We start from the raw sequence: 3,632 nt of genomic DNA, 5'->3' as shown, positions 1-3,632 counted from the left end.
CTGCGGGATCAGCGTCGCGCCCTTCTGCAGGCACGCGAGAATCCCGGCCTTGTAGCCGAAGTTGTGGAAGAACGGGTTGATGCACAGATAGCGGTCGGCGCTGGTGAGCTGGCCGCACGCGGCCCATGCGGCGGGTGCGGCGAGGGACTGCCGGTGCGCGCACAGCACGCCCTTGCTGCGGCCGGTGGTGCCGGACGTGAACAGGATGTCCGAGACGTCATCGGGTTGGACGGCGGCGGCGCGAGCATCCGCCGCGGCGAGATCGGTTCCCCGCGCGACGAATTCGTCCCAGGTGCCGTCTGCCGCGTCGATTGGGATCCGGACGACGTGGCGCAGCTTCGGCAGCGCGTCCCTGTCGAGATCGCCGAGCCGGTCGATGCCGAGGAACTCGCCCATGCCGATCAGCAGGGGAGCGTCGGTTCGGCCGAGGATGTCGGACGCCTCGCTCGCGGTGTAGCGGGTGTTCAGCGGCACGACGACCGCCCCCGCGTAGCCGACGGCCAGGCACGCGACCACCCAGTGCCAGGTGTTCGGCGACCAGATGGCGACGCGGTCGCCCGCGTCCACGCCCAGGTCGATCATCGCCGCGGCGGCCTGCCGCACCTCGGCTCTGAGCTCGGAGAAGGTCAGCGACTTGTCGGGCGTGATGACCGCATCGTGGTCGGGAAACTGCTCGGCGATGCGGTCGACAACGCCAGGAATGGTGCCACCTGGCGTCTCCATTGCCGCTCACTCTAACAAAGCAAGTGCTTGGTAGGTTAGCCTACAGGGGTGATAGAGGTCCAGGAGTTCAGGGCCGAGGTCCGAGACTGGCTCGCCGACAATCTCGTCGGCGAATTCGCCGCACTCAAGGGACTCGGCGGCCCGGGTCGCGAGGACGAGGCGTTCGAGGAACGGCGCGAGTGGAACCGGCACCTCGCTGCCGCCGGGCTGACGTGTCTCGGCTGGCCCGAGGAGCACGGCGGGCGCGGTCTGTCGGTCGCCCATCGGGTCGCGTTCTACGAGGAGTACGCCAAGGCCGACGCCCCCGACAAGGTCAGCCACTTCGGCGAAGAACTCGTCGGGCCGACGCTCATCGCCCACGGCACGCCGGAGCAGCAGAAGCGCTTCCTGCCGGGCATTCTCGACGTCACCGAGCTCTGGTGTCAGGGGTATTCCGAGCCCGGCGCGGGCAGCGACCTCGCCAACGTATCGACCACCGCCGAGCTCGACGGCGACCAGTGGGTGCTCAACGGGCAGAAGGTGTGGACGTCGATGGCGCACCTCTCGCAGTGGTGCTTCGTGGTCGCCCGCACGCAGAAGGGCTCCAAACGGCACGCAGGCCTGTCCTACCTATTGGTTCCGCTCGATCAGCCCGGCGTGGAGATCCGACCGATCGTGCAGCTGACGGGAACCGCGGACTTCAACGAGGTGTTCTTCGACGACGCCCGCACCGAGGCCTCCCTGGTGGTCGGCGAGCCCGGCGACGGCTGGCGGGTCGCGATGGCCACGCTGACGTACGAGCGTGGCGTGTCGACGCTCGGACAGCAGATCCGTTACGCGCGTGAGCTTTCCAACCTGGCGGACGTCGCCAAGCGAACGGGTGCCGTTGACGATCCGCTGATCCGCGAGCGGCTGGCGCGATCGTGGATGGGGCTGCAGACCATGCGGTCGTACGCGCTGGCGACCATGGACGTCGAACAACCGGGCCAGGACAACGTGTCGAAGCTGCTGTGGGCGAACTGGCACCGCGACCTCGGCGAGCTGGCGATGGACGTCGTCGGGATGGCAGGCCTGGTCAAGGACGACGACGCGTTCGACGAGTGGCAGCATCTCTTCCTGTTCACCCGCGCGGACACCATCTACGGCGGGTCCAACGAGATCCAGCGGAACATCATCGCCGAGCGGGTGCTCGGCCTACCGAGAGAGGTCAAGGGATAGCGAATGGACCTCTCCATTGCGCCGAAGGAGATCGACGGACACGGCCTGCTGACCGGCCGGGTGGTGCTGGTGACGGCCGCTGCGGGCACTGGCATCGGCTCGTCGACGGCACGGCGTGCGCTCGCCGAGGGCGCCGACGTCGTCGTCTCCGACTATCACGAACGACGGCTGGGCGAGACGCGCGACGAGCTCGCGGGCCTTGGCCTCGGTCGCGTCGACTCGGTGGTGTGCGACGTCACCTCCACCGAGGCGGTCGATGCGCTGATCGCCACGGCCGTCGAGAAGATGGGACGCCTCGACGTCCTGGTGAACAACGCGGGCCTCGGCGGCCAGACGCCTCTCGTCGACATGACCGACGACGAGTGGGACCGAGTCCTCAACGTCACGCTGACGTCGGTGATGCGGGCGACTCGCGCCGCGCTGCGGTACTTCCGCGATGCCGGACATCGGAGCCGGGCCGCCGGCGACGTCGTCAGGGGCGGCGTCATCGTCAACAACGCGAGCGTGCTCGGCTGGCGCGCACAGCACTCGCAGTCGCACTATGCCGCGGCCAAGGCGGGCGTGATGGCGCTGACCCGTTGCAGCGCAGTCGAAGCGGTCGAGTACGGCGTCCGCATCAATGCCGTGTCGCCGAGCATCGCCCGGCACGAGTTCCTCGAGAAGACCAGCAGCTCCGACCTGTTGGACCGGCTGTCCTCGGACGAAGCGTTCGGCAGGGCCGCGGAACCGTGGGAGGTGGCTGCCACGATCGCGTTCCTGGCCAGTGACTACTCCAGTTACCTGACCGGCGAAGTGATCTCGGTGTCGAGCCAACGCGCGTGACGAAGCGCCCCAGCCTGGCCGCCGCGGCACTGCTCTGCGCGCTGGCGATCGTCAGCGGATGTGCGGGCGCGAGCAACAGCGGCGGTGACACCACGTGCAAGGACTTCCTGGCCGCCAGCGACGCCGATCAGGGCGCGACCGTCGCCAAGATGCTCAAGGAGCGCAACGGTCGCAACGGTTCCACCACCGACGTGGAAGCCAAACGTGCGGCGCTTGTTGCCGTCTGCGCGCCCTCCGGCAAACGCGACGCCAAGATCGGCGACCTCGCCTGACGGTCCGGCTAGCCAAGCAAGCGCTTGGTAGATACACTGGCCCGGTGGACAAGGCCCTTCCGAGCCGCCGCGACGAGCTGCTCGACCTCGCCGCGGCGATGTTCGCCGAGCGGGGCCTGCGCGCCACCACCGTGCGCGACATCGCGGACTCCGCAGGGATCCTCTCCGGAAGCCTCTACCACCACTTCAAGTCCAAGGAGCAGATGGTCGAAGAGGTCCTTCGTGACTTCCTCGACTGGTTGTTCGCGCGCTACGGCGAGATCGTCGCGAGCTCGAGCGATCCGCTCGAGCGCGTGAAGGGTTTGTTCATGGTGTCGTTCGAGGCCATCGAGCACCGGCACGCGCAGGTCGTCATCTATCAGGACGAGGCGAAGCGCCTGAACCCGTTGCCGCAGTTCGGTTTCCTCAACGAGCGCAACCGCGAACAGCGCACGATGTGGTTGGACCTGCTCAAGCAGGGCGTCGCCGAGGGGTGCTTCCGGCCCGACCTCGAACCGGACCTCGTCTACCGCTTCATCCGCGACACCACGTGGGTTTCGGTCCAGTGGTACCAACCGGGCGGACCACTTACGGCCGAACAGGTCGGCAGGCAGTATCTCGCCATCGTTCTCGGCGGCA

5 protein-coding genes are annotated in these 3,632 nt (G+C 68.0%); 4 read left to right on the top strand and 1 reads right to left on the bottom strand.

Annotated elements, in window-relative coordinates; genetic code table 11:
* On the bottom strand, nucleotides 1–723 hold a 723-nt coding region (locus QOD90_RS30450), incomplete at its 3' end, for a class I adenylate-forming enzyme family protein (RefSeq protein WP_526356147.1).
* Between the two features lie 48 nt (nucleotides 724–771).
* Between QOD90_RS30450 and ipdE1 the strand changes: the two genes are divergently transcribed.
* The 4 genes from ipdE1 to QOD90_RS30430 all read left to right on the top strand — a co-directional run.
* Nucleotides 772–1,920, top strand: a complete 1,149-nt coding sequence (gene ipdE1, locus QOD90_RS30445) for an acyl-CoA dehydrogenase IpdE1 (RefSeq protein WP_526356145.1) — start codon at nucleotides 772–774, stop codon at nucleotides 1,918–1,920.
* Nucleotides 1,921–1,923: 3 nt separating this feature from the next.
* Entirely contained in the window at nucleotides 1,924–2,742 is an 819-nt protein-coding gene (ipdF, locus tag QOD90_RS30440) for a (5R,7aS)-5-hydroxy-7a-methyl-1-oxo-2,3,5,6,7,7a-hexahydro-1H-indene-carboxyl-CoA reductase (RefSeq protein WP_526356143.1), read from the top strand.
* Nucleotides 2,739–3,014 (top strand): hypothetical protein, encoded by a 276-nt coding sequence (locus tag QOD90_RS30435; protein ID WP_526356141.1) that lies wholly within the window; start codon nucleotides 2,739–2,741, stop codon nucleotides 3,012–3,014. Before ipdF ends, QOD90_RS30435 begins: the two co-directional genes overlap by 4 nt.
* Nucleotides 3,015–3,112: 98 nt before the next feature.
* The coding region (locus tag QOD90_RS30430) for a TetR/AcrR family transcriptional regulator (protein ID WP_526356149.1) at nucleotides 3,113–3,632 on the top strand (520 nt) is incomplete at its 3' end.

The sequence above is a fragment of the Mycobacterium sp. genome (assembly GCF_032161845.1).
GTDB lineage: Bacteria > Actinomycetota > Actinomycetes > Mycobacteriales > Mycobacteriaceae > Mycobacterium.
This window is presented reverse-complemented; position numbering and strand designations above follow the sequence as displayed.

What these genes read in the sequence shown, in the direction of transcription:
- ipdF (WP_526356143.1), top strand. Translation starts at nt 1,924, where the DNA reads ATGGACCTCTCCATTGCGCCGAAGGAGATCGACGGACACGGCCTGCTG.